The organism is Rhizobium mongolense USDA 1844 (assembly GCF_000419765.1).
Classification (GTDB): Bacteria; Pseudomonadota; Alphaproteobacteria; order Rhizobiales; family Rhizobiaceae; genus Rhizobium; species Rhizobium mongolense.
The window spans coordinates 146,917-169,685 of sequence record NZ_ATTQ01000007.1 but is presented as its reverse complement, the minus strand read 5'-3'; the positions used below and the strand labels follow the sequence as shown (position 1 = coordinate 169,685).

Here is a 22,769-nt window from a genome sequence, read left to right as displayed (position 1 = left end):
CGGTCAGAGACGGCCGGGTTTTTTCTTGTCCAGAATGTCGAGAACGATATCCGCCGCTTTCTCGCCCGGCGGCTTTTCCGTCTGCATGCGCTGCCAGACAAGGTCGAAACCTTCGAGCATTGCGCGCCGCTGGAGCGTGTCGCTGGAAAGGCGCTCCATCCAGCGCGCCAGGCTCGCGCCACGAACGACCTCGTTGATATATTCCGGGACGACGGCATAGTCGGCGATCAGATTCGGGATTGCGCCTGTCCACGTCTTGATGCGCCGCGTCATCATCGTGATGATCCAGTCTGTCTTATAGACTGAGACAGTCGGCACACCTGTAAGTGCAAGCTCGAGGATCACAGTCCCCGAGGCAGCCATTGCCGCATCGGCCTCTGCGAAAGCCCGCCATTTCTGTTCATTGCCAGTCAGGATCTCGGGTTTGGTTTCCCAGTCCTCCACGAGGTTGCGAACCATCGATTCCCTGCGGCTGACGGTCGGCATGAGAAACCGCATTGCGCCACTGCGGGCGACGAGCTCATTGACGGCATCGCGAAAATAGGGAAGCAGTTTTGTGATCTCCGACGAGCGCGAGCCGGGGAGCAGCATGATCGTTTTCCGGCCCTCCGCGCCGGTCTTGAGCCTTTCTGCCCGGCCGCGCCTGGCGGCAATCAATTCCGCATCCGCCGTTAGCCGGTGACCGACATAGGTCGTTTGCGGTCCGCCGAGCTGCTCCATCACCGCCGGCTCGAACGGCAGAACGGCCAGCACATGGTCGACATAACCGAGCATCTGCTGGGCGCGATATTCCTTCCACGCCCAAACGCTGGGACAGACGTAATTGACGACCGGGAGTTCCGGCAGGGCTTCGCGAACACGTTTGGCAACGCGATGGGTGAAATCCGGGCTGTCGATGATGATCAGAATATCGGGCTTTGCCGCAATGATTGCAGCCGTCGTTTGCCTGATGCGGGCGACAAGCTTCGGCAATTTTCCAAGCACCTGCGTGATGCCCATGATCGAAAGCTCGGAGAAGTCGAAGAGCGATTTCAGGCCCTGAGCCTCCAGCGCGTCGCCGCCGACGCCGACAAGTTCAATCCCGGCATGCCTGCGCTTTAGTGCTGCCACGAGATCGGCGCCGAGAAGGTCTCCGGAAACCTCGCCTGCCACGATCGCGATCTTCATCTCAGCCCCCATGACGGCAGGCCGCGATCGAGCCCGCAGACAAAAAGCCCGGCTTGGTCGGCTGCCTTGATGACAGCCTGGCGATCCAACACGAGAGCACGTCCCGCCTCGATGGCAATTCCCGCCAAGCCCGCCGCCTTGGCATTCGTCACTGTGGAGAGGCCGATCGACGGAAGGTCGGCGCGGACATCCTGCTGCGGCTTGCAGAGCTTGACCAGCACGCCACGGCGGCGCGGCGATATGCGCCCGGCGGCACGCAGCGATGCGACGCGCTCAAGCATGCCGTCGGTCCCCTCCGCGCCTTCGAGCGCCACGATGCGTCCGCCTACAGAGACTGCGCCCTGCCCGACATCGAGCGCACCGAGCGCTTCGGCGGCTGCTGCCGCCTTCAGGATATCGATCTTGTCGTCGTTCCCCGGCGACATGGCGCCGATCGGCCCGACAGCTGCCAGCAGGTCGGGGGCAATATCCTGCGCGCCGACGACGCGCCGGCCGTCATCCTCGATGAGCTTGATGACCATCTGCAACACCGTATCGTCGCCGCCCGAAAGCAGCGTACGCACCACACCCGGCATCTTTGCGACCGTCCGCCAGGTTGGCCGCACTTCCCGCCATTCCGGGCGACGGCGAACGCCGCCGGACATGACGACGCGGGTAATGTTGTTGCGCTTGAAAATTTCTGCCAGCGCCGACAAATCACCGACGCCGATGACTGCATGGTCATAGCCCTCCCATGACCGGTCGAGCTCGCCCTTCAGCGAAATCACGAATGGATCCTCGCCAGCTGCCCGCGCCGCCTCGGCGACATAAGACGGCAGAAGACCGTTTCCCGCAATGATCGCCAGACGGCCTTTGTCGGTATCATCGGCGGGAGACAAGGTCAGCCTTTCTGCCCTCGCGTCGGCGATGACAGCGCGCGGTCGCTTTCCGCGGCAATGAAATCGAGGATCTGCATCACCGGCTCGCAATCGGCATATTCGTCGCGGATCGCTGCCGCGTTGTCGCGGATCGAGCCTGATCCTTCAAAAATCGCCTTGTAAGCGCGCCGCACCGTATGGATGACAGCGCGATCAATCCCGGCCCGCGTCATGCCGACGACGTTGAGACCGCCCAGCAAACCGGGATTTCCATTGAGCATCCCATACGGAATGACATCGTAGCTGACAGCCGAAAGGCCGCCGACGAAGGCCTGGCGGCCGACGCGCGTGAACTGATGCACGGCCGATCCGCCGCCGAGAATGACCCGATCCTCGATCGTCACATGCCCAGCGAGCATGACATTGTTCGACATGATGACATGATTGCCGACGCGGCAGTCATGGGCGACATGAGAATTGGCGAGAAACAGGTTGTTGTCGCCGACGATTGTCTTGCCGCCGAAATCGGCAGTGCCGGTATTCATCGTCACGCCTTCGCGGATGGTACAATTCTCGCCCACCGTCAGCGTCGTCTCCTCACCGCCATGGTGCACGCTCTGGGGGTCGCCGCCGATGACCGCCATCGGGAAAATCCGGGTGCCTTTGCCGATCTCGGTACTACCGGTTACCACGACATGCGCCAGCAGTTCGGCATTGTCATGAAGAACAACCCTCGGACCGACATGGCAGAACGGACCGACGGTCACGCCTTCGCCGATGACCGCGCCATCCTCGACAACGGCCATGGCATGGATGCGGGCGCTCCCTGCGATCGTGCTCATGCCTCGTCCTTACGAAGAATCATCGCGCCGATATCAGCTTCCGCGGCCAATGCGCCGTCGACCTTGGCGTCGCAATGGAACTTCCAGATATTACCGCGCTGCTTCTGCTTCTTCACATGAAATTCGACGCGATCGCCTGGGATGACGGGCTTGCGGAAACGTGCATTATCGATGGTCATGAAATAGACGAGGTTACCGCTCGTTCCATCTTTACGCGCGCAGATCGCACCCGCCGTCTGCGCCATGCCTTCGATCAGCAGCACCCCCGGCATGATGGGCGACTCGGGAAAGTGGCCGGTGAAATGAGGTTCGTTGGCAGTGACGTTCTTGATGCCGATCGCGGAATCATCGCCATCGATCTCAATAATCCGGTCGACCAGCAAAAACGGATAGCGATGCGGCAGAAGCTTCATGATCTCCATGATGTCCGCCGAAGCAAGCGTCTCCTTGACCCCTTCAGTCATTCTTGATCTCCCGTTTTATGAGTCCGAGCGCTCGCGCGCGCCATTATCTCCGCCGACTCTCGAAGAAAATCCTTTACCGGACGTGCCGGAATGCCGCCATAACGCTCACCGGCAGGAATGCTCTGAATGACGCCGCTCTTTGCCGCGATCTGTACGCCATCGCCAATCGTAATATGGCCATTAATTCCTGTCTGGCCGCCGATCTGCACGCCGTTTCCAATAACCGCACTGCCGGCGATGCCGACCTGCGAAACGATCGCGCAATGACGCCCGATCCTGACGTTGTGGCCTATCTGCACCTGGTTGTCGATCTTCGTTCCCTCGCCGACGACCGTGTCGTCCATCGTGCCGCGATCGATCGTCGTGTTCGCGCCGATCTCGACATTGTCCTGGATGATGACCCGGCCGATCTGAACGATCTTGATCATCCCTCTGGGGCCCGGCGCATATCCGAAACCATCCTGGCCAATACGCGCACCGTTGTGCACGATCACGCCATTGCCCAAAAGCGCGCATATCACGCTGGCACCGCCGGCGATCGTGCAATCGCGGCCGATCTTGACACCGGGACCGATAAGCGCGCCGGCACCGATCCGTGTTCCCTGGCCGATTTCCGCATTCGCGCCGATGACAGCCAAGGGCTCGACGAACACGCCCGGTTCCAGCCGCGCCGTCGGATCGACAGCCGCAGTCGCCGCGATCTCTGCCGTCGAAGACATTGTTGCCAGCGGCTGCAGGGCAGTCGGATGGAGATGCCCGCCTGCCATCGCAAAAGCGGCATGGGGATTCTTCGACAAGAGAACCGGAATATGAGGAGGTACGGCCGACCTTATCGCGGGCTCGCAAAGAACTGCCGACGCCCGACAGGTTTCAAGCTCGGCACGGCTCCTGCGTGAGATGATATAGCAAAGATCACCGGCCTTCGCACGGCTGACCGGCGACACCGATCGTATAAGGATGTCGCCGTTTTCGGGATCGGCAAGTTCCGCCCCGAGATATTGCGCCAACTCCGAAAGTTTGACGCCGTCGCGGGGCGGAAAGAAATTGTTCTGCTCCACCGGCAAAGCTCCAGTTTTCGATTCTGGATTGCCGATATCAGAATTGGTTGTTGATGCCAAACTTGAAGTACTGCGTTTGGTCGTAATCTTCCTTCACGACCGGGATCGCGTAGTCGACACGCAGCGCGCCGAACGGCGACTGCCAGACAAGGCCAACACCGACGGACGCGCGAAGTGCTGCGCTATCGCCTCGCACGAATTCTGGCGAAGTCACGTCAACATCATTTCCAAACAATGTACCCGCATCAGCGAAGACCGCGCCACGAAGGCCAAAGTCACGCGGGAATCCGGGCATCGGGAAGGTCGCTTCCGCCGACACGGTAAAATAAGTCGTTCCTCCGAGCGGATCATCCGGTCCGCCACCAACGCGAGGACCGATACCCTTGTTTTCGAAGCCGCGGATGTCGTTGTTGCCCAATGTGAACTGGTCGAAGATGTTTAGGTCTTTGCCGATGCCGACAACATGGCCCGCGCCGGCCGCAACAGATCCAATGATATCGGCATCGTCAGCCAGCAGATGATAATAACGCGCCTTCCCGTAGATCTTGTAGAACTGCGAGTCGCCACCCAACCCGGCAATTTCCTGCGTCAACGTCGCGTATATACCCTCGCGCGGGAGCGTCATGTCATCGAGCGTGTTATAGGTCAGCGTATTGGAAATCGATGAACGGATCCAAGGTCCATCGTTCACAAGATCCTGATAGGGCGTCGAAAGATCGGACAGATCGTTGCCATCGGCATCGTAGTCCATCCGCTTGAAGTTGTAGCGGAACGTCGTCGCCAGATCCTCGGTGATCGGCGCCGTCGCGCGGAGAACGACGCTATCTTCGGTATAGTCGTAATTGTCGTTGCTCGAGGTTTGGCTGTGATTGAGGTCGAAACCGGTCGCAAGGCGATAACCGAGGAAGTAAGGCTCGGTAAAGCTCAAACCATAACTCTGCGAGCCTTCGACACCGCCACCGGCAGAAACCCTGATATACTGGCCGCGACCCAGGAAGTTCTTTTCTTCGATGGACGCTTCCAGGATCAGACCGTCGCCGCCTGCGGCGTAACCGGCACCGATACCGAACGAACCCGTCGACTGATCCTGAACATCTACGATGACAACGACGCGGTCAGGCGAGCTGCCCGGCGCGGTCGAGATATTCACCGACGAGAAGAAGCCGAGCGCTTCGAGACGGCGCTTCGCCTTGGTGATCATCTGCTGATTGAAGGCGTCGCCTTCGCTCATGTCGAATTCGCGGCGGATGACGTAATCGCGCGTGCGGCTGTTGCCGCGGATTTCGATGCGCTCGATGTAGGCACGCTCACCCTGGTCGACGAGGTATTCGACACCGATCGTATTGTTGCCGAGGTCGCGGTTACCGCGCGGCGTGACACGGGCGAACGGATATCCTGCCGAGGCAACCTGATCCGAAATGGCTTCCATGGACCTCTGGACGTCCTTGGCGCTGTAGACTTCGCCTTCGCGCGTCTCTACCAGGCCTTGAAGCTGCTCGCCGGTTACGCCTTCTACGGTCGACTGTACGGTTACCGGACCGAAGTCGTAACGCGGGCCTTCCTCGATATTGAAGGTCAGCGTGTACTTATTCGTGGCTTCGTCAAAAGTAGCATCCGAAGAGATGATCTTGAAGTCGGCATAGCCGCGGTTGAAATAGAACTGGCGCAGCGCCTCTTCATCGGCATGCAGGCGATCTTCGCTGTAAACGTCCTTGCGGGTCAGGAACGAGAGGAAGTTCGAGCGCTTGGTGCTAATGACGGCAGCTAGACGACCGGTGCTGTAGGCATTGTTGCCCACGAAATTGATGGCTGCGATCTTCGTGCGGTCGCCTTCATCGATGACGAAAGCGAGGTTGACGCGGCCTTCGCCAAGCGGAACGACCTGCGTCGTGACCTGCACTTCGCTGCGGCCCGTTGCCGCGTAAGCTTCCTTGATCGCCGCGATATCGGCCTGGATCAGCGCATCGTTGTAGGGACCGGAGGCATGCGTCTGTACAACCGAAGCCAGCTTGTCGTCCTTGACCTTGCGGTTGCCGTTGAAAACGACCTGATTGACGAGCTGGGCTTCCTCGACAGTCACTACCAGCGTGCTGCCGGAGACGGAGATTTTGACATCGGAGAAGTACCCCGTGCCGTAGAGCTGCTTTACCGAGTCATCGATGTCGGTATTCGAGAAGTTCCTGCCTGGGGCAATGGTGAGATTGGACCGGACTGCCTCAGCGCCGACGCGGCTCGCTCCACGCACATCGATCCGCTGAATAACCGCTGCTTCCGCAGCCGTCGCAGAAACGATAGTAATTGCGCTTGCGCCCGAAGCAACAATACCTGCAGACAGCGCAACCGCCGATACTGCGTTCAAAAATCTTGAACCAGCCTTCATTTCACCCATTACCTTTTTTCTCGTCCCCGTCGCCGGGCGAACCCGATTCCGGCACGTGTGTCGTTTTACCCGCTTTTGCCCTACAAGCAAGGCAGCAAGTTAATTTCTGTTTACTTCATTTCGAAGCGTGACCCATTCGCCACTACAGCTTTGAAACATCGTAAATAAACGGTAATTTCCCCTCACCGCGCGTGTTAACCTATCAACGCGCTAATGTCATTCCAGGTAGCAAAAACCATCAGTGAAAGGACCATAGCCAGACCAATGCGAAATGCAATTTCCTGGGCCGATGCCCCCAACGGTTTACCCCTCACCGCCTCAATCGCATAGAACATCAAATGCCCGCCATCAAGTACCGGAACAGGCATCAAATTCAGTAATCCGATGGAAACGGACAACACCGCGGCAAGCTGAAGCAGGGCTGCAACACCGAGCGTTGCCATCTGGCCGGATGCCTGGGCCACGCGGATCGGTCCGCCGAGCTGATCGGGTTTCATGTAGCCCGCGAAAAGATTGCCGATATATTTGAAGGTACCGGTGACGATATGCCAGGTCTGAACGGCGCCTTCCTCCAAGGCTGCGAGCGGCGTGTATGTCTGCACGCGGAAATGGCCGACCTCCTGGTTCGTCACGATCCCAATCAGACCGATCTCCATCTTGTTCCCGAACTGGTCCGTCATGTCGGTGCGCTTTGGCACCATCGGCAGGTCCATCTTCTCGCCGTTCCGCTCGATGGTAACGACGATCCGCTGTTCCGGGCGAACGCTTACATAGCGGCGCACATCGTCGAACGTATCGACCTTCCCGCCGTCGATTGCGATCAGCAGGTCACCGGGCAGGATTCCGGCCTCGGCGGCAGCGCTCTCCGGCTTCACTTCGGCGACGACCGGATCGGCGATCGAGCGGCCGTAGATCGAGAAAAGAACCGCAAAGATGATGATCGCAAGCAGAAAGTTGGCGATGGGACCTGCGGCCACCGTCGCTGCGCGCTTCCAGAGCTTCGCGCCCGCAAATGAGCGCGCCCTATCCGCTTCCGACATCGATTCGAGCTTATCCATGTCCGGCTTGCTCGAGGCATCCTCGTCGCCGAAGAAGCGCACATAGCCGCCAAGTGGGATCGCCGAGATCTTCCAGCGCGTTCCATGCCTATCGGTAAAGCCCGCAAGCTCTGGTCCGAAGCCGACAGAAAAAGCGAGCACGCGGATGCCGCTCCAGCGGCCGACCAGATAGTGACCCATCTCGTGCACGAAAACGAGCAGCGAGAGGACCAGAACGAACGGAATGATATAACCCGTCAGAAAGCCGAATATCCCGGTCATGCCTTCCATAAATCCTTCCGCTGCGCCCAGCGCAGATATCAGAACCCGAACAAAGCGGCGCCTAGCGGCGCCATGCCGTCACCCTTTATCAGGGAAAATAGTGTCGCGAGCAAGAAGGCTGCAAAACAAGCGAATATCAGCCCGTCGACGCGATCCATCACGCCACCGTGTCCCGGAATGAGATGACTGGAATCCTTCACACCGAATCGCCGCTTGATGAAGGATTCGAAGAGATCGCCTGCCTGGCTGCAGACGGAAAGAATGAAGGCGACGGCCGCAGCCATCAGCCAGTCCGCCTCGGGAATGAAGAAGTAGGCGATGACACTGCCCGCAATCACAGCCGAAACTGCGCCGCCCAAAGCGCCGGATTGCGTCTTTCCCGGTGAAATCCTCGGTGCGAGCTTCGGCCCGCCGACTGCTCGGCCGACGAAATAGGCAAGGATGTCGGTTGCCCAGACCACCGCGAAGACAAAGAGCATGGCTTGCAGCCCTGCAGCGTCGCCGCCCCGGATCTCGGCAAGTGCGATGCCGGTCAGTCCGGCATAGACGATGCCTGCCGGAAACCATCGGCTGGCGCTCTGCGCCGCCACGAATCCGACAGCGATCGCAACAAAGAAGACAAGCAGGCTCAACGCAAAATCGAAGCGTCCGAGCAGGATTGCAGCCGCGATGGCCGCCTGCCCCACCCAGCCTGCCACATTCGCGACCGGCTGTTCGGTTTGCAGCCGCGTGATTGTCGACCATTCATAATAGATAAGCAGGGCAATTACCGCCGAGAGCAGGCGGAAGGCGAGGCCACCGTACCAGGTCACCGCGAGCACGACGATTGCCAGAATGACACCGGAGATAATGCGGAGTTTCAGTTCCTGCTGCATCAATCAGGTGCCCACTGCCGCGGCCTGCGGCGACAGGCCGCCGAATCGACGGTCGCGCGCTGCGAACTTCTCGAGCGCGGCATAGAAGAGCTCCCGGCCGAAATCCGGCCAGAATTCCGGCACAAAGACGAACTCGGAATAAGCGGCCTGCCACAAAAGGAAGTTCGAAAGGCGCTCCTCGCCGCTGGTGCGAATGATGAGATCGGGATCGGGAATGCCGGCCGTATCCAGCCGGGCATTGACGAGCTCGGGTGTGATCTCCTGGGCTCGCAGCCGCCCGGCCTCGACATCCTCGGCAAGGCTCACCATGGCTCTGGCGATCTCGTCGCGCGAGCCGTAGTTGAAGGCGATGACCAGCGTCAGCGCGGTATTGTCCCGCGTCGTCTCTTCGGCTTCGAGCAGGAGGTTGAGGATATCGCTGCGAAGACTATGCCGGTCCCCGATGATCCTGATCCGCACATTCTGCGCATGCAGTTCGGCGAGGTCGCGCCGGATGAAGGCCTTGAGCAATCCCATGAGGTCCGAGACCTCCGCTTCCGGCCGGCGCCAGTTCTCCGAAGAAAAGGCAAAGAGCGTCAGGTACTTGATGCCGGCGTCGCCTGCGGCGCGCACGGTCTCGCGAACGGCTTCAACACCTTTGCGGTGACCCATCGCGCGCGGCAGCCCTCGCTGCTTTGCCCAACGGCCGTTGCCATCCATGATGATGGCAACATGTTCTGGCATACTCAAGAATACTGGTTCCGACATTTCCCGTCCGGTCTCCAGGGGCGCAGGCAAAGCCCTAGACCTGCATGATTTCCTTTTCCTTGTCGGCAAGCAAGCGATCGATTTCGGAAATCATCTCATCCGTCATCTTCTGCACACGATCTGATTGCGCCCGGCTTTCGTCCTGGCTTATGACACCGTCCTTTTCGGCTTTCTTAAGGCCGTCCATGCCGTCGCGGCGCACATGGCGGATCGCCACCTTGCTTTTCTCGGCGTAGTCATGCGCGACCTTGACTAGCGACTTGCGACGCTCTTCGTTGAGTTCCGGTAACGGAATGCGCAGGTTTTGACCGTCTACGATCGGGTTGAGTCCGAGATTCGACTCGCGGATCGCACGTTCCGTCGCGCTCACCATCGACTTGTCCCAGACGGATACCGAAAGCATGCGCGGCTCCGGCACGGTGATATTGGCGACCTGATTGAGCGGCAAGCGCGAACCGTAGGCTTCGACCGTCACCGGGTCCAAAATGTTGGCCGAGGCGCGGCCGGTACGCAGCGATGCGATATCGTGTTTGAATGCGGAAATCGCGCCGTCCATGCGGCGCTTCAGTTCCTTGATGTCTGTAGCTTCAGTCATGCTCAATACTCCTGTCAGTCGAAGACGCGCAGCCGTCGTAGCGCTGTCTCTCAATCAGTTGTCCGATACGATGGTCTTGAGGCCACCGCCCGTCAAGATTTCAGCAAAACCGCCTTTCTCGTGGATCGAGAAGACGATGATCGGAATGGAATTCTCGCGCGCGAGGGCGACAGCCGCGACGTCCATCACGGCAAGGCCCTTGTCGAGCACTTCCTGGTGCGTCAGCCGGTCGAAGCGCGTCGCAAACGGATCCTTCTTCGGGTCGGCTGAATAGATTCCGTCCACCTGGGTGCCCTTGAAGATCGCCTGGGCGCCCATTTCGGCGGCTCGAAGGGCTGCGGCAGAATCGGTCGTGAAAAACGGATTGCCGGTGCCGCCCGCAAAGATGACCACGCGGCCCATCGACAGATGGTAGAGCGTCGCGCGCTGCGAGAAGCTCTCGCAGAGCTCCGGCATGGAGATCGCCGAAAGCACGACCGTATCGATGTTCAGCTTGCGCAGCGAGGTTGCGAGCGCCAGCGCGTTGATCACGGTACCAAGCATGCCCATGTGGTCGCCCGTCACACGGTCGCCGCCCTTGGAGGCGACGGCTACACCGCGGAAGATATTGCCGCCGCCGACGACGACACCGACTTCGACGCCCATCTGGCGGGCTTCGGCGATATCCGACGCGATGCGGTCCGCTACCGCAACGTCGATACCGAATCCCTGGCTGCCCATGAGCGCTTCGCCGGAAGCCTTGAGTAGAACGCGTTTATAGACAGGCTCTGACGACATCTTGGCTCCTCGTATGTTGGCATGATTGCCGGATACACGAAGGGCACCGCGTTGTCACGCGATGCCCTGCCGTTTTCACATTATATGAGGTTTTATCAGCCCTTGGCGGCAGCCGCGACTTCGGCTGCGAAGTCGGTTTCTTCCTTCTCGACGCCTTCGCCGAGGAGCAGGCGTGCCATGCCGGTGATCTCGATCGGCGCACCGACGGTCTTTTCAGCTTCCTTGAGTGCGGCACCGACCGTCAGGTCCGGATTGATGACGAAAGCCTGGGAAACCAGCGCGACTTCTTCGAAGAACTTGCGCATGCGGCCATCAACCATCTTTTCGATGATGTTGTCCGGCTTGCCGGAAGCGCGCGACTGCTCGATGAAGACGTTGCGTTCGCGCTCGGCGACAGCGGCGTCGACTTCTTCCGGACGAATGGCGAGCGGCGAGGTCGCAGCGATATGCATGGCGATCTGACGGCCGATGGCGTTCAGCGCCTCCTTGTTGCCGGTCGACTTCAGCGCAACCAGAACGCCCAGCTTGCCGAGACCGTCGGAAACAGCGTTGTGGACGTAGGTGGCGACGACGCCGTCCTCAACGGAGAGGACAACCGAGCGGCGCAGGTTCATGTTTTCGCCGATGGTCGCAATCGCGTCCTTGATCGTGTCCGCAACGGACTTGCCGGAAGCCGGATAGGTCGCTGCAGCAACGGCCTCGACAGAACCGTTGGTCGAAGCGGCAACCTTTGCGATGCCGCGCACGAGATCCTGGAAGGCGTCATTACGGGCAACGAAGTCGGTTTCGGAGTTGACTTCGACCACGACTGCCTTGGTGCCTTCACTGGCAACACCGACGAGACCTTCGGCGGCGGTGCGGCCCGACTTCTTGTCAGCCTTGGCGATGCCCTTGGCGCGCAGCCAGTCGATCGCCGCTTCCATGTCGCCATTGGTTTCAGCTAGAGCCTTCTTGCAGTCCATCATGCCTGCGCCGGTTTTTTCGCGCAGTTCCTTCACCATTGCAGCCGTAATCTCGGTCATAAGCTTCCTCTTGTCGGTTTACGGTGGTCTGCAAAATGCTCTGCGCCACCGGATTGAGGCACGAAATGTACCTTTATGTATGACAGCGTGATGAAGACGCGCCATAACAGAACTTGTTGGGCGGATCGGCCTGAACCTACCGCCCTAAAAAGGTCAAGGCCGCCGGAGCTTCGCAAGTCTCGCGCGGCCTTTCCCAATCCAGTCAAGCTGGACGGACCTGAAGGCCCGTCCGCCTGTTTATCAGGCTTGAGCCTCGTCGAGCGTCGGCTCGATCGGAGCTTCAACGGAAGCGCCGAGGTCGCGGCCCGATGCGCTCTGCTGACGGGCGATACCGTCGATAGCGGCGCGGGAGATCAGGTCGCAGTAGAGAGCGATGGCGCGCGACGCGTCGTCGTTGCCCGGGATCGGATAGTCGATCAGGTCCGGATCGCAGTTCGAGTCGATGATTGCGACAACCGGGATGCCGAGGCGCTTGGCTTCGTCGATCGCGATCTTTTCCTTGTTGGTATCGATGATGAACATCAGGTCCGGGGTACCGCCCATGTCCTTGATACCACCAAGAGCCTTGTCGAGCTTTTCACGCTCGCGCTCGAGGTTCAGACGTTCCTTCTTGGTGAAGCCCTGGGCTTCGTTGGAAAGGATTTCATCGAGCTTGCGCAGACGCTGGATCGAGTTGGAGATCGTCTTCCAGTTCGTCATCATGCCGCCGAGCCAGCGCGAGTTGACGTAGTACTGGGCGGAACGCTTGGCCGAGTCAGCGATGAGCTCGGAAGCCTGACGCTTGGTACCGACGAAGAGAACGCGGCCGCCACGGGCGACGGTGTCGCTGACAACCTGCAGCGCGCGCGAAAGCATCGGTACGGTCTGAGCCAGATCGATGATGTGGATGTTGTTACGATCGCCGAAAATGTACGGCTTCATCTTCGGGTTCCAGCGATGAGTCTGGTGGCCGAAGTGAACACCAGCTTCCAGAAGCTGGCGCATAGAAAAATCAGGCAATGCCATGCCTTTGACTCCTTTTCCGGTTGAACCTCCGCAAGGCGAACAGCATCCTCTTCGAAGATGCCACCGGCGGAAAAATCCGGATTTCTCCCGGACGATCCCATGCCTTACGTGTGGAATGCGGCTGCCCTTACCGTCGATCCGCCGAAAATGCAAGGCGTTCGCTCAAAAAAACTGCCATCTGACCGCCCCTAGCCCTGCACTTGGATAAACTCGACCGGCCCGCCGGCCAGCGAATCTTCAAACACGGCGCAGGAAAGCGGACCGCCGAACACGCATCCGCTGTCGACATTCGTGCGGTTGCCGACGGTCAACGGATTCGCGTCCGAGGGCGTGTGTCCATGACACAAGTGCTTCCCCCAATAGTCCGCTGAATAGTCATCGGGAACTCGAAGCCAAAGCAGGTCTTGGGGGGCCTGCATCTCCAGCGGCAGATCCGGAACAACGCCGGCATGCACAAAGATCCGGTGGCTATCGGCATACATCAACGACAGCTGACTGGCCCACTGCAGATGGTTTGCGGCCACTTTGCCCCCATAGGAAAGCTCCGTTTCAAACCCGCCGTTTTCCAACCACCAGGTGCGCTCGTCATCGTTAGCGTAGGCGCGCAGCATCATATCCTCGTGGTTGCCCTTCAGGCATACCCATCGCCAGGATTCGCTGCCCGATCCGTTCATCAGGAGATCGATCACTCCCTTGCTGTCAGGGCCGCGGTCGATATAGTCGCCGATGAAAACCACCGTGCCGGCGCGTGCGTATGTCCCGATGCGATCAAACATCTCTCTCAACGGCTCCAGGCAGCCATGGATGTCGCCAACCGCAAATGTGAAATTCATGCCGGCGCCTCCCGCGGGACATTGATTTCATTGCCACCGTTTGCGCGCCCACTCAGTCCGTTGCGCAGGGCCAGTTCTTCGGCATCGTGAGACCGGAAGGAAGCTTGGTCGACGTATCGCCGCAGGCCAGTTCGATCTGCGACTGCTGAAGCCCTGTTGCAGCGGAGAGATCGAGCCCCTCTATTCTCGTCAGGAACATGAAGGCGCGATCGAAATCGATCGAACCTTCGAAGCTCGCGCCGCTGAGATCGGCGCGGGAGAGATTGGCAAGCGCAAACCTGGCTCCGGTCAATACGGCCGTTTCAAAAGTTGCGCGCCCAAGCTCGGCCTTTTCGAAGTTCGCACCTGAAAGCTGTGCGCCAGTGAAATCCGCACGCTGCAGCTCAGCGCTGATGAAGGAAGCGCGCTGCGCCGACGCATTCTGGAACACGACCCGGTAGGCTTCGATCTTGTCGAATCTGGCCTCGTCGGCCTTTGCACCTTCGAGCCAAGCGCGTATCAGGGTGGCTTTCTCTAGGTTTGCCGAGGCAAGGTTCGCATTCTTGAGGCTGGTCTGCGACAGATCCGTGCCTGCGAGACTAGCTTTTTCGAAGTCGCTGCCCTCAAGCATCAGGTTCTTCTTGGTGCATTCGCTCCAGTCAACGCCTGCGTTAGGCGTGTCGTGGCAATCGGCCGCCATCACATGACCGCCCGATACCGCGGTCGCAGCGGCAACGAGCGCCACCATAAGCCCTGAACGTGCAATCCGTGGCAAGTCCTTCATATCCCACCCCCTATCGGCCCCGCCCCGTCAACGGAGGCAGGCCCGGGCAGGACAATGTCTGTCCTGCACTTCTATTATGCACCAGAAAAAGCGAAATAGGGCATAACACGTTGTCTAAATTGCGCCTCAATGCCGCCAGCGGTTCACTTGCAGGTATCGGCCTTGTTATCCAGCATTTCCAGCTTCGCGAGCCTGCCGGTCAGAACGAAATCACCATAATCCATGGTGAGATCGCGCGTAATGCCGTTCTCATAAAGCTTGAATGACATGCGATAGACCGGTAGCGCGTCCGATTTCGTGTTCTCGTTGAAATAGGAGATCGTCACCGGCCAGACGGCCGTCTTTGAAAACGCGCCGGCATTGCCGGCATCCGCCTCGTCACCGGCAACCGGCGTAATCTGTTTGCCGACCACGGTCGTCGTCGCCAGCGGCTTGTCCCCATCGTCCGAGCCATCGAAGACGCGGGCTTCAAAGAAACGCCTGCCCGCCTTGGCATTCTCGATCACGTCGAGCATGTGCTCGGTCGGGAAGCGGCTTTCGGCAAGCTGTAGTTCCTTGCTCTGAGGGCGCGTCAGGTCGACTGTCACGCCGTCCGGCTTGTCGTTTGCCTCGCCGTTGACCTCCTTGTCGAGCTGATCGTCCGTGAAAGACTTCGTTTCGAAGGTGAAGCGGCGGTCCTTCACGTTTTCGAAGGTTTTCGTCTGCTGGTCGCTGACGCGGGTGCTGTCGCCGGTGTTGATCTGCGTCACGAAGCGGAAATTGGTGGTGAAGCCGTCGCAATAATTGCCGTTGAATTCGTAGACCATGCGGCCGTACATGCCGGCGATGCCAGAGCGCTCGGTCGCGTCCTTCAGTTCGAGATCGTAGATCGCCCGGTGAGCGACCAGACCGGAGGCGATCGCAGCGCCGGAGGCAGGCGCGGCCGCCCCGGCACTCGTTGCGACGCCGGCAAGAAGAAGGGCGGCAAGACTCGGTCGGAACATCCATTATCTCCTGTTGGACTCGGCCGCGATGTTATAAGAACGCTTTCGGCCAAATCGAGGCTCGAAACCGTCATACTCAAAGATTCTAGTCCCGATGCATGATTTTTTGAAGAACTGAAACAAAAAGCGGAGACGAAAATGTCGAATGAAATCGTGGCCCGCCTGACGGAAATGGGGATAACTCTGCCGGAAGCCGCCGCACCCGCTGCCAATTACGTTCCCTATGTGATCAGCGGCAACCTGCTCTATATTTCCGGCCAGCTTCCGCTCGAAGGCGGCAAGGTCGCCGTGAGCGGCCATCTTGGCAGGAATGTCGACGTTCCCGCCGGTCAGCGCGCCGCCGAGCTTTGCGCCATCAACATTCTCGCTCAGGCCAAGGCGGCGCTCGGCGGCGATCTCGGCCGTATCAAGCGCGTCATCAAGCTCAACGGGTTCGTCGCCTCCACCCCGGAATTCGTCGAACAGCATCTCGTCATCAACGGCGCATCAAACCTGATCGCCGGCGTCCTCGGCGAGGCCGGAAAGCATGCCCGTGCCGCCGTCGGCATGGCGGCGCTGCCGCTCAACGCCGCAGTCGAAATCGATGCCATCATGGAAATTGCGTCATGACTGCCGCCGCATGGATTAAGGAACTGCCGGTCGCCCATCGCGGCTACCACGACACCAACAAGCTCGTCTGGGAAAATACGCTCACCGCCTTTGCCCGCGCCGTCGAAGCCGGCTTCGCGATCGAATGCGATCTCCATTATGCCTCCGATGGCGTGCCAATCATCTTTCATGACGAGAACCTCGAACGTCTCTGTAACATAAAGGGCGATATCCGCGAGCGCACCTCCAGGGAACTTGGCCTGCTGTCCGTCGGCGGCACGATCGACAAGATCCCGACGCTCAGGCAATTGCTCGATCTCGTGAAGGGCAAGGTTCCGCTCGTCCTCGAACTCAAGGGCCGCGAGGCGGATGACGAGGGCTTTGCCGAAGCGGTGGTCGAAGTGCTGGAAGGCTATGACGGCAAAGTCGCGCTCATGAGCTTCGACCATTGGCTGCTGCGCGACCTCAAAGCCTCGAGCGCGCCCTACCCGCTTGGCCTCACCGCCGGCGGAAACAAGCCGGAAGAATTCGCGAACCACGAACGGGCGATGGAAATCGGCCTCGATTTCATCTCCTATTTCTTCGCCGATCTGCCGAATGCCTTCATCACCGGCCAGCGCGCGAAGGGCATCCCGGTCATCACCTGGACGGTCCGCGACGAGAAGGCGCGCAAGCACACCTTCGAGAATGCCGATCAGATGACGTTCGAAGGTTTCGATCCCCGCGTTTCGGTTTGACGCTCGCTTTTTGGACAAGATCGTGCGCAGACTGAGGGGAGCCAATAATCCTCCTCCCAAGGACCTCGCATTTGCTCCATGACAGACGAACTATCGATCCGCGTCGAACGGTCCTTCACCGCGATTTCCCCGGAGAGCTGGTCCCGGCTTTCCGGAACGTCTAAGGAAGGCAAGGCGCTCGCCTATAATCCCTTCCTGTCCCACGCTTTCCTCTCCGCGCTCGAAGAGTCAGGCTCTGCCACCGCGCAAACCGGCTGGCTCGGCCATCATCTGCTACTTGAGGACAGGGGCGAGCTGATCGGCGCTCTGCCCGGTTATCTGAAGAGTCATAGCCAGGGCGAATACGTCTTCGACCACGGCTGGGCAGATGCTTTCGAACGCGCCGGCGGGCGCTATTACCCGAAGCTGCAATGTTCGATTCCCTTCACCCCGGCGACCGGTCCGCGCTTGCTCGTTGCGGAGGGCCTTGAACGGCGGCCGATCCAGAACGCCGTTGCCGAGGGACTGAAGGAAGTCGTCCGTCGCCTCGGCGTCTCATCGGCGCACGTCACATTCGTGCCTGAAGACGAGATCGGCGTCTTCGAGACCGACGGCTACCTGCACCGGACCGACCAGCAGTTCCATTTCATCAACGAGGGCTATGCCAATCACGAGGAATTCCTCGAAACGCTGGCCTCGCGCAAGCGCAAGGCGCTGCGCAAGGAGCGCCGCACCGCGCTCGAAAACGGCATCAGTATCGACTGGCTGACCGGCAGCGATCTCACCGAACGCATCTGGGACCAGTTCTTCGCTTTCTACATGGATACCGGCGGCCGCAAATGGGGACGGCCATACCTGACCCGCAAGTTCTATTCGCTGATCGGCGAGCGTATGCCGGAAGATGTCTTGCTGGTGATGGCCAAGCGCAACGGCCGCTATATCGCGGGCGCCATCAACTTTATCGGCGGCGATACGCTCTATGGCCGCCACTGGGGCTGCGTCGAAGACCATCCCTTCCTGCACTTCGAGGTCTGTTATCATCAGGCGATCGACTTTGCGCTCGCCAAGGGCCTGAAGCGGGTCGAGGCGGGCGCGCAGGGTGAGCACAAGCTCGCGCGCGGTTACCTGCCGGTGACAACACATTCGGCGCACTATGTCGCCCATGCCGGCCTGCGGCGCGCGATTGCCGACTATCTGGAACGCGAACGCGAGGACGTCGAGCACATGAACGAGATTCTCGCCGAGCACAGTCCGTTCCGCAAAGGCGAGCGGCAGCAGGAGGATTGACGCTCGCGCCTTTGCTGCGCTACCCGATCACCGGAGAACGAGGAGATTTCGAGATGACCAGCGCCGCTTACGACGACAGCAATATCTTCGCCAAAATCCTGCGCGGCGAGATCCCGTCGCACCGCATCTACGAGGACGAGCAGACGGTAGCCTTCATGGACGTCATGCCGCAGGCTCCCGGCCATGTCCTGGTCGTGCCGAAGGCGGCGTCGCGCAATATTTTCGATGCCGACCCCACGGTCCTCGCGCAGACGATACCCGTCGTCCAGAAGATCGCGAAGGCCGTGAAAGAGGCCTTCGATGCCGACGGTGTCCTGGTCTGCCAATTCAACGAACCGGCCGCCGGCCAGAGCGTCTTCCACTTGCACTTCCACGTCATCCCGCGCCACGAGGGCGTTGCCCTCAAGCCGCATTCCGGCAAGATGGAGGATGGCGGCGTGCTTGCGGCGAACGCCGAAAAGATAAAGGGTGAGCTTGGGAACTAGTTTCAGGACCTATTAATTAGCAGCGCGTCGAATGACTGCTGCGGGCCCAGCCTTGACCGTTCCCAAGTTCGAGCAGCTGAGATCGGTCAAAGTCGGCGTACACGTGTCAGAAAGTTTTTTCAGTCCGGTGAAGGTTCACGTCGGTTTCCCGCTTATCGATTTTCGGCGGGTTCGCGACCTCCCGCCAGGCGTCCGGAGACTGCTGATCGCGCCAAAGCCTAATGATGTTAACACGCTCTGTTCGCGCGGCGTTGCGCCCCGAAAACCCAGACAAATCAAAGGCCGCATCGCTGCGGCCTTCTTCATTTACGTCACGACGACGACCTATTTCCTCCGCGGCACCTTCGGCACTGCGCTCGCCTTCTTTGGTGCGTCCCTGACCTCAGCCTTCGCCTTCCTAACCGCCGTCTTCTTGGCCTTTGCCTTCGTCTTCAGCTCGCCGTCGTCCTCGTCGTCGGCTTCCAGATGAACGGTTTCGGCTTCCGGCTTCGGCTTGATCGGCGCGGATTCGGGGATCGCTTCGAGGATGATACCAGGCGTGCCGTCTTCCTTCGGGCCGACGGTGACGTTCACGACGCCGCCCTTCTTCAGCTTGCCGAAGAGGATTTCGTTCGCCAGCGGCTTCTTGATCACATCCTGAATGACGCGGGCAAGCGGGCGAGCTCCCATCTTCTCGTCGTAACCCTTTTCCGCAAGCCAATCGATCGCTTCCTCCTGCAGGTCGAAAGTGACGTTGCGTTCAGAAAGCTGAGCCTCCAGCTGCATGATGAACTTCTGCACGACCTTGTGGATGACGGCCGTAGGCAGTGACGCGAAGGGAATGATCGCGTCGAGACGGTTGCGGAATTCCGGCGTGAACAGGCGGGTCAGCGCCTCCTCATCCTCGCCGGTGCGCTTGGACGAACCGAAGCCGATTGCGGCCTTGGCCATTTCCGACGCGCCCGCATTGGTCGTCATGATCAAGATGACGTTGCGGAAGTCGATCTTCTTGCCGTTATGGTCAGTCAGCGCGCCGTGGTCCATGACCTGCAGCAGGATATTGTAGATATCCGGATGCGCCTTCTCGATCTCGTCGAGCAGGACCACGCAATGCGGATGCTGGTCGACGCCATCGGTCAAAAGTCCACCCTGGTCGAAGCCAACATAGCCGGGAGGTGCGCCAAGCAGGCGAGAAACGGTGTGCCGTTCCATATATTCCGACATGTCGAAGCGCAGCATCTCGACGCCGAGCGACGACGCGAGCTGCTTGGCTACTTCCGTCTTGCCGACCCCGGTCGGGCCGGAGAAGACGTAGGCGCCGATCGGCTTGTTCGGCTCGCGGAGCCCGGCACGCGCCAGCTTGATCGAGGTCGAAAGGGCTTCGATTGCCATATCCTGGCCGTAGACCACCGAGCGCAGTTCTTGCTCCAGGTTGGCGAGAACGGCTTCGTCGTCCTTCGAAACGCTCTTCGGCGGAATGCGGGCCATCGTCGCGACCGTCGCCTCGATCTCCTTTTCGGTAATCAGCTTGCGGCGCCTGGATGGCGGCAGCAGCATCTGAGCGGCACCCGTTTCATCGATGACGTCGATCGCCTTGTCAGGCAGCTTGCGGTCGGAGATATAGCGGGCCGACAGCTCGACCGCCGACTTGATGGCGTCGTTCGAGTAGCGCAGGTGGTGGTACTCTTCGAAATAAGGCTTCAGGCCCTTCATAATTTCGATCGCATCATCGATCGACGGCTCGTTGACATCGATCTTCTGGAAGCGGCGAACCAGAGCTCGGTCCTTCTCGAAGAACTGGCGGTATTCCTTGTAGGTCGTCGAACCGATGCAGCGGATCGCGCCCGACGAAAGCGCCGGCTTCAGAAGGTTCGATGCATCCATCGCGCCGCCAGAGGTGGCGCCCGCACCAATGACGGTATGGATTTCGTCGATGAAGAGCACGGCCCCCGGATATTCTTCGAGTTCCTTGACGACCTGCTTCAGGCGCTCTTCAAAATCGCCACGGTAACGCGTGCCGGCAAGCAGCGTGCCCATGTCGAGCGAGAAGATGGTGGCGTCGGCGAGCGCTTCCGGCACCTTGCCTTCGACGATGCGCTTGGCGAGGCCTTCAGCGATCGCCGTCTTGCCGACGCCCGGATCGCCCACATAAAGCGGGTTATTCTTGGAGCGGCGGCACAGCACTTGGATCGTGCGGCTGACTTCCGAGTTACGGCCGATCAACGGATCGATCTTGCCGCTCTTGGCCTTCTCGTTGAGATTGACGCAATAGGCCTTCAGAGCATCCTGCTGCTTCTTGGCGCCGCCTTCATCCTCACCGCCGCGCGATGCAGTCGGCTTGCTTTCGGCTTCCTCGTCGGCGCCCCGCGGCGTGCGGACTTCCGAAGAGCCCGGGCGTTTGCCGATTCCGTGGGAGATGTAGTTGACCGCGTCGTATCGGGTCATTTCCTGCTCCTGCAGGAAATAGGCCGCGTGGCTTTCGCGCTCGGCAAAGATCGCGACAAGGACATTCGCCCCCGTCACTTCTTCGCGGCCGGACGATTGCACATGGATCACGGCACGCTGGATGACGCGCTGGAAGCCGGAGGTCGGCTTGGAGTCCTCGTCGTATCCGGTGACCAGATTGGAAAGTTCATTGTCGACGTATTCGATCAGCGTCTTGCGCAGCGCGTCGAGATCGACATTGCATGCACCCATGACAGCTGCCGCATCGGCATCGTCGATCAAGGCGAGCAGCAGATGCTCGAGCGTCGCATATTCGTGATGCCGCTCGTTGGCAAAGGTCAGTGCCTGATGGAGCGCCTTCTCAAGACTAGGCGAAAATGTTGGCACGTTGAGATCCTCACTTCTTTTCCATGACGCACTGCAGCGGATGCTGGTGCTGACGGGCGAAGTCCATCACCTGGCTTACCTTCGTCTCCGCTACCTCGTATGTAAATATCCCGCATTCGCCGACGCCGTGGTTATGGACATGAAGCATGATGCGGGTGGCACTTTCACGATCCTTCTGGAAAAAACGCTCCAGGATGTGGATGACGAATTCCATGGGAGTGTAGTCGTCATTCAGGATCAGCACGCGGTAGAGATTTGGCTTCTTGGTCTTCGGCTTTGTGCGTGTGATGACCGAGGTTCCGCGATTTCCGTTGTCCCCGTTCCTTTCGCTGTCGTTCTGCATCCGGATCGGCTTTGCGATCATTGTCATTCATTCCTCGGTCTATCCGGTGGTGCATGGGAGGCTGCTTTACCCGCCGGATATCTGAAACACTAACTTAGTTCATAATAGAGCGATTTTAAGCCCCTTGTTTGCGACTGCAATCACAATTCGCCAGGACTCGACGCAAAGACTAAAAAAGTCCCATTCGAATTCTTGAAGGGCTTCTGGAAACAAAAAAGACCGGCCGCAGATGCGTTGCCGGTCTTCGTTTTTCAAGGGGTGCGCTGTTCGCACCATTGCATTTACGCAGCTGCGGGCGTCACCTGAGGAGCCTTGGACGACTTCGCGGACGGAGCCGATACCGGCGGTTCGTAAGGCTTATAGGCGCCCTTGGCGAGATCGGCGTACATTTCCCCCATCTTCGTCGCCTCGGCGATAAAATTCTCGTAGGAAGACTTGATGAAGCCGGTCTGCAATTCGAAGACCGTTTCGAAGCTTCGGGCGCCCGAGAGCGTCTCGAAATGATTGACGGCGTCCTGGAAGGATTTCTTGGAATATTCGGCAGCTTCGGTGGCGATCGCTTGGACGCCCTTGGCCGTGTCGGAATAGCTCTTCAGCATCGTGTCCATGGCTTCCTTGCTCTTCCGGCTCGTGTCGTCGAAGTTGAACATGTTCGTCTCCTCCTTTTGGGATACTGGCTGTTGCAAAGGTAGCTGCGTCGCACAAATAGTCAAGCGATTTTGTGCATTGCACAACTACCGGGGATTGCATAACGCTGCTCTAAAGCGCCTTGAAAAAAGAGCAACGTACGTCGCCGATTGATTTTCAAAACATATATCAGGGGGCCACAACCTGAGGCTTCATAAACAATCT

At 59.5% G+C, this 22,769-nt stretch carries 23 protein-coding genes; 4 read left to right on the top strand and 19 right to left on the bottom strand.

The window, feature by feature from the left end; genetic code table 11:
* Positions 1 to 3 precede the first annotated feature (3 nt).
* The 16 genes from lpxB to A3C3_RS0115375 form a co-directional block, all read right to left on the bottom strand.
* Entirely contained in the window at positions 4 to 1,179 is a 1,176-nt protein-coding gene (gene lpxB, locus A3C3_RS0115450) for a lipid-A-disaccharide synthase (protein ID WP_022715494.1), read from the bottom strand.
* Entirely contained in the window at positions 1,164 to 2,045 is an 882-nt protein-coding gene (locus A3C3_RS0115445) for an LpxI family protein (protein WP_028739709.1), read from the bottom strand. The genes lpxB and A3C3_RS0115445 overlap by 16 nt, the downstream gene beginning before the upstream one ends.
* A gap of 2 nt (positions 2,046 to 2,047) precedes the next feature.
* Positions 2,048 to 2,866 (bottom strand): acyl-ACP--UDP-N-acetylglucosamine O-acyltransferase, encoded by an 819-nt coding sequence (gene lpxA, locus A3C3_RS0115440; protein ID WP_022715493.1) that lies wholly within the window; start codon positions 2,864 to 2,866, stop codon positions 2,048 to 2,050.
* Positions 2,863 to 3,330: a 3-hydroxyacyl-ACP dehydratase FabZ gene (gene fabZ / locus A3C3_RS0115435; protein WP_022715492.1), complete on the bottom strand. Its 468-nt coding sequence runs from the start codon at positions 3,328 to 3,330 to the stop codon at positions 2,863 to 2,865. The genes lpxA and fabZ overlap by 4 nt, the downstream gene beginning before the upstream one ends.
* Positions 3,327 to 4,388: a UDP-3-O-(3-hydroxymyristoyl)glucosamine N-acyltransferase gene (lpxD, locus tag A3C3_RS0115430; RefSeq protein ID WP_028739679.1), complete on the bottom strand. Its 1,062-nt coding sequence runs from the start codon at positions 4,386 to 4,388 to the stop codon at positions 3,327 to 3,329. Before lpxD ends, fabZ begins: the two co-directional genes overlap by 4 nt.
* A gap of 37 nt (positions 4,389 to 4,425) precedes the next feature.
* Complete coding sequence (bamA, locus tag A3C3_RS0115425) at positions 4,426 to 6,768, bottom strand: outer membrane protein assembly factor BamA (protein WP_028739678.1); 2,343 nt, start codon at positions 6,766 to 6,768, stop codon at positions 4,426 to 4,428.
* Positions 6,769 to 6,962: 194 nt separating this feature from the next.
* The gene (gene rseP, locus A3C3_RS0115420) at positions 6,963 to 8,096 is read right to left on the bottom strand and encodes an RIP metalloprotease RseP (RefSeq protein ID WP_022715489.1); all 1,134 of its coding nucleotides are present in this window, start codon (positions 8,094 to 8,096) and stop codon (positions 6,963 to 6,965) included.
* A 29-nt stretch (positions 8,097 to 8,125) separates the two neighbouring features.
* Complete coding sequence (locus tag A3C3_RS0115415; RefSeq protein ID WP_022715488.1) at positions 8,126 to 8,962, bottom strand: phosphatidate cytidylyltransferase; 837 nt, start codon at positions 8,960 to 8,962, stop codon at positions 8,126 to 8,128.
* A 3-nt stretch (positions 8,963 to 8,965) separates the two neighbouring features.
* A complete protein-coding gene (locus A3C3_RS0115410; protein ID WP_028739677.1) occupies positions 8,966 to 9,709 on the bottom strand; it encodes an isoprenyl transferase in 744 nt (247 codons plus the stop codon).
* Positions 9,710 to 9,743: 34 nt separating this feature from the next.
* Positions 9,744 to 10,304: a ribosome recycling factor gene (gene frr, locus A3C3_RS0115405; RefSeq protein ID WP_022715486.1), complete on the bottom strand. Its 561-nt coding sequence runs from the start codon at positions 10,302 to 10,304 to the stop codon at positions 9,744 to 9,746.
* 54 nt (positions 10,305 to 10,358) lie between these two features.
* A complete protein-coding gene (pyrH, locus tag A3C3_RS0115400; protein WP_022715485.1) occupies positions 10,359 to 11,081 on the bottom strand; it encodes a UMP kinase in 723 nt (240 codons plus the stop codon).
* 95 nt (positions 11,082 to 11,176) lie between these two features.
* On the bottom strand, positions 11,177 to 12,103 hold the full coding sequence (gene tsf / locus A3C3_RS0115395; protein WP_022715484.1) for a translation elongation factor Ts: 927 nt from the start codon (positions 12,101 to 12,103) through the stop codon (positions 11,177 to 11,179).
* Between the two features lie 240 nt (positions 12,104 to 12,343).
* The gene (gene rpsB, locus A3C3_RS0115390) at positions 12,344 to 13,108 is read right to left on the bottom strand and encodes a 30S ribosomal protein S2 (RefSeq protein ID WP_022715483.1); all 765 of its coding nucleotides are present in this window, start codon (positions 13,106 to 13,108) and stop codon (positions 12,344 to 12,346) included.
* A gap of 188 nt (positions 13,109 to 13,296) precedes the next feature.
* Entirely contained in the window at positions 13,297 to 13,941 is a 645-nt protein-coding gene (locus tag A3C3_RS0115385; RefSeq protein WP_022715482.1) for a metallophosphoesterase family protein, read from the bottom strand.
* A gap of 52 nt (positions 13,942 to 13,993) precedes the next feature.
* Positions 13,994 to 14,704, bottom strand: a complete 711-nt coding sequence (locus A3C3_RS0115380; RefSeq protein ID WP_022715481.1) for a pentapeptide repeat-containing protein — start codon at positions 14,702 to 14,704, stop codon at positions 13,994 to 13,996.
* A 143-nt stretch (positions 14,705 to 14,847) separates the two neighbouring features.
* Positions 14,848 to 15,687, bottom strand: coding sequence for a cell envelope integrity EipB family protein (locus tag A3C3_RS0115375; RefSeq protein ID WP_022715480.1), 840 nt, complete (start codon positions 15,685 to 15,687; stop codon positions 14,848 to 14,850).
* A gap of 138 nt (positions 15,688 to 15,825) precedes the next feature.
* Between A3C3_RS0115375 and A3C3_RS0115370 the strand changes: the two genes are divergently transcribed.
* From A3C3_RS0115370 to A3C3_RS0115355, 4 genes are all read left to right on the top strand, one after another.
* Positions 15,826 to 16,296, top strand: a complete 471-nt coding sequence (locus A3C3_RS0115370) for a RidA family protein (protein WP_022715479.1) — start codon at positions 15,826 to 15,828, stop codon at positions 16,294 to 16,296.
* Positions 16,293 to 17,012, top strand: a complete 720-nt coding sequence (locus tag A3C3_RS0115365; RefSeq protein WP_022715478.1) for a glycerophosphodiester phosphodiesterase — start codon at positions 16,293 to 16,295, stop codon at positions 17,010 to 17,012. Before A3C3_RS0115370 ends, A3C3_RS0115365 begins: the two co-directional genes overlap by 4 nt.
* 78 nt (positions 17,013 to 17,090) lie before the next feature.
* Complete coding sequence (locus A3C3_RS0115360; RefSeq protein ID WP_022715477.1) at positions 17,091 to 18,278, top strand: GNAT family N-acetyltransferase; 1,188 nt, start codon at positions 17,091 to 17,093, stop codon at positions 18,276 to 18,278.
* A gap of 53 nt (positions 18,279 to 18,331) precedes the next feature.
* On the top strand, positions 18,332 to 18,763 hold the full coding sequence (locus A3C3_RS0115355) for an HIT family protein (RefSeq protein WP_028739676.1): 432 nt from the start codon (positions 18,332 to 18,334) through the stop codon (positions 18,761 to 18,763).
* 324 nt (positions 18,764 to 19,087) lie between these two features.
* Here A3C3_RS0115355 and clpA read toward each other — a convergent pair whose 3' ends face one another.
* The 3 genes from clpA to A3C3_RS0115340 all read right to left on the bottom strand — a co-directional run bounded on the left by clpA (position 19,088) and on the right by A3C3_RS0115340 (position 22,567).
* Positions 19,088 to 21,574, bottom strand: a complete 2,487-nt coding sequence (clpA, locus tag A3C3_RS0115350) for an ATP-dependent Clp protease ATP-binding subunit ClpA (protein WP_022715475.1) — start codon at positions 21,572 to 21,574, stop codon at positions 19,088 to 19,090.
* Positions 21,575 to 21,584: 10 nt separating this feature from the next.
* The gene (clpS, locus tag A3C3_RS0115345) at positions 21,585 to 21,938 is read right to left on the bottom strand and encodes an ATP-dependent Clp protease adapter ClpS (protein WP_027509391.1); all 354 of its coding nucleotides are present in this window, start codon (positions 21,936 to 21,938) and stop codon (positions 21,585 to 21,587) included.
* 260 nt (positions 21,939 to 22,198) lie between these two features.
* Positions 22,199 to 22,567, bottom strand: a complete 369-nt coding sequence (locus tag A3C3_RS0115340) for a phasin family protein (RefSeq protein ID WP_022715473.1) — start codon at positions 22,565 to 22,567, stop codon at positions 22,199 to 22,201.
* Positions 22,568 to 22,769 lie beyond the last annotated feature (202 nt).

Excerpts from the sequence above, each read along its gene's own strand:
- lpxB (WP_022715494.1), bottom strand. The coding sequence starts at position 1,179 with ATGGGGGCTGAGATGAAGATCGCGATCGTGGCAGGCGAGGTTTCCGGA.
- lpxA (WP_022715493.1), bottom strand. The coding sequence starts at position 2,866 with ATGAGCACGATCGCAGGGAGCGCCCGCATCCATGCCATGGCCGTTGTC.
- fabZ (WP_022715492.1), bottom strand. The coding sequence starts at position 3,330 with ATGACTGAAGGGGTCAAGGAGACGCTTGCTTCGGCGGACATCATGGAG.
- bamA (WP_028739678.1), bottom strand. The coding sequence starts at position 6,768 with ATGAAGGCTGGTTCAAGATTTTTGAACGCAGTATCGGCGGTTGCGCTG.
- rseP (WP_022715489.1), bottom strand. The coding sequence starts at position 8,096 with ATGGAAGGCATGACCGGGATATTCGGCTTTCTGACGGGTTATATCATT.
- A3C3_RS0115415 (WP_022715488.1), bottom strand. The coding sequence starts at position 8,962 with ATGCAGCAGGAACTGAAACTCCGCATTATCTCCGGTGTCATTCTGGCA.
- A3C3_RS0115410 (WP_028739677.1), bottom strand. The coding sequence starts at position 9,709 with ATGTCGGAACCAGTATTCTTGAGTATGCCAGAACATGTTGCCATCATC.
- frr (WP_022715486.1), bottom strand. The coding sequence starts at position 10,304 with ATGACTGAAGCTACAGACATCAAGGAACTGAAGCGCCGCATGGACGGC.
- pyrH (WP_022715485.1), bottom strand. The coding sequence starts at position 11,081 with ATGTCGTCAGAGCCTGTCTATAAACGCGTTCTACTCAAGGCTTCCGGC.
- tsf (WP_022715484.1), bottom strand. The coding sequence starts at position 12,103 with ATGACCGAGATTACGGCTGCAATGGTGAAGGAACTGCGCGAAAAAACC.
- rpsB (WP_022715483.1), bottom strand. The coding sequence starts at position 13,108 with ATGGCATTGCCTGATTTTTCTATGCGCCAGCTTCTGGAAGCTGGTGTT.
- A3C3_RS0115385 (WP_022715482.1), bottom strand. The coding sequence starts at position 13,941 with ATGAATTTCACATTTGCGGTTGGCGACATCCATGGCTGCCTGGAGCCG.
- A3C3_RS0115380 (WP_022715481.1), bottom strand. The coding sequence starts at position 14,704 with ATGAAGGACTTGCCACGGATTGCACGTTCAGGGCTTATGGTGGCGCTC.
- A3C3_RS0115375 (WP_022715480.1), bottom strand. The coding sequence starts at position 15,687 with ATGTTCCGACCGAGTCTTGCCGCCCTTCTTCTTGCCGGCGTCGCAACG.
- A3C3_RS0115370 (WP_022715479.1), top strand. The coding sequence starts at position 15,826 with ATGTCGAATGAAATCGTGGCCCGCCTGACGGAAATGGGGATAACTCTG.
- A3C3_RS0115365 (WP_022715478.1), top strand. The coding sequence starts at position 16,293 with ATGACTGCCGCCGCATGGATTAAGGAACTGCCGGTCGCCCATCGCGGC.
- A3C3_RS0115360 (WP_022715477.1), top strand. The coding sequence starts at position 17,091 with ATGACAGACGAACTATCGATCCGCGTCGAACGGTCCTTCACCGCGATT.
- A3C3_RS0115355 (WP_028739676.1), top strand. The coding sequence starts at position 18,332 with ATGACCAGCGCCGCTTACGACGACAGCAATATCTTCGCCAAAATCCTG.
- clpS (WP_027509391.1), bottom strand. The coding sequence starts at position 21,938 with ATGATCGCAAAGCCGATCCGGATGCAGAACGACAGCGAAAGGAACGGG.
- A3C3_RS0115340 (WP_022715473.1), bottom strand. The coding sequence starts at position 22,567 with ATGTTCAACTTCGACGACACGAGCCGGAAGAGCAAGGAAGCCATGGAC.